This is a genomic window from bacterium (genome assembly GCA_024226335.1).
GTDB lineage: Bacteria > Myxococcota_A > UBA9160 > SZUA-336 > SZUA-336 > JAAELY01.
Genome location: JAAELY010000433.1, coordinates 1 through 1,193, shown reverse-complemented (window position 1 = coordinate 1,193; position 1,193 = coordinate 1). Strand labels below are relative to the sequence as shown.

Sequence of the window (1,193 nt, the reverse complement as noted above, 5' to 3'; positions counted from 1 at the left end):
GTTGGTGATCTTGTAGTCCCATTTGTTCTTCTCGGCGTCGAATTCCGGGTCGGCCTTGCGCTTGGCGACGCCTTCGACCCAGTCGGCGATCTCGTAGCGCCCCAGCTTGTCGCCCTTGGCGCTGAAGATGGCGAAGTCGGGGTGGAATCCCTTCTCCATGGCGGCGGGGTTCAACTCGTTGAAGGCGCCGTGGAGGTAGGACTTCACGATCAATTGTTCCAGCTGGTATTCGACGCTGTCGTCATGCCGGTGCTGCGCCGGAAGCGGGGTCGAAACGATCACCAGGGCGACGGCCGTCACGATCAGGGCTCTTCTCATCGCGGACTCCTTCAGAGGGTTCGAACGAGGGCGTGCGTCCATGATACGCGAAGCGCATTCAGACGCCACGGCGTGTAGTACGCCAGCGAGCGGCAGATCCGGCCTCGCTACGGAGCGGTGGGACAGCCAGCGAGCATCGCCATCGTTGAGCGATTCATTCGGTCGATGAAGCAAGAATGTACTCGGTGCCTGCTCGTGCCGATGTCGCTCGCGGCGATGCAGCGTGAGCTCGGTCTGTATGCGACCTGGTACAACACGGTGCGTCCTCACACGACCCTTGACGGTCGCACGCCGCATGAGGTGTGGACCGGAGGACGTATCGCACGCCGGAGGCGCTTGGAGCCACGACCGAAGTGGCCGCGCGGAATTCGCCGACGCTGTGGATGCGGCGATCGGTGCGATCTTATGGTCAACTGCGTCGGCGGGCGGAAGCATCTGCCCGGGATCGAGCTGCATCGCGCCGCCTGATCGCTCGCTCATACAGCCAAATGCTCGCTGTATTTCGGTGAGCATTGCGGCCTAACCGCCGTTTCGAACGATTCTGTGACACGGCCGGGAGCGCAATCGACGGTGTTGGCGTGTATTGCGCCGCCACTGCGAACGGTTCTTGGCGTGAAACTGGGCGATTCAGCTCGCTGGCGCACCACGGTGGGTTCTACGGCGAGCGGGTCAGATTCGATAGCTCTTCTCGGATCTCGCTCTCGAGACGATGCAAGTCCTCCTCGTCATCGTCATCGGCGTGCTCGAGTTCCTGGCGGCAGGCCACGAGGGCGCGCTCGAACGTCTCGATGGCTTCTTCCCGCCGGCCCGCGGCGGCCAAGGTGGCGCCGTAATCCGACCAGACATCGGCATCCGGATCGGAATCCCATCGAGCG

The 1,193-nt window shown here is 63.0% G+C and carries 3 protein-coding genes; 1 reads left to right on the top strand and 2 read right to left on the bottom strand.

Going from position 1 to position 1,193, the window contains the following annotated elements:
* Positions 1–318, bottom strand: a 318-nt coding sequence (locus GY725_20875; protein ID MCP4006640.1) for a nuclear transport factor 2 family protein, incomplete at its 3' end; no start/stop codon positions are given.
* 117 nt (positions 319–435) lie between these two features.
* On the opposite strand from GY725_20875, the gene GY725_20870 reads away from it, so the two are divergent.
* On the top strand, positions 436–786 hold the full coding sequence (locus GY725_20870) for a transposase (GenBank protein ID MCP4006639.1): 351 nt from the start codon (positions 436–438) through the stop codon (positions 784–786).
* A 187-nt stretch (positions 787–973) separates the two neighbouring features.
* Here the strand turns inward: GY725_20870 and GY725_20865 are convergent.
* Positions 974–1,193: hypothetical protein (locus GY725_20865; protein MCP4006638.1), on the bottom strand; the 220-nt coding region annotated here is incomplete at its 5' end.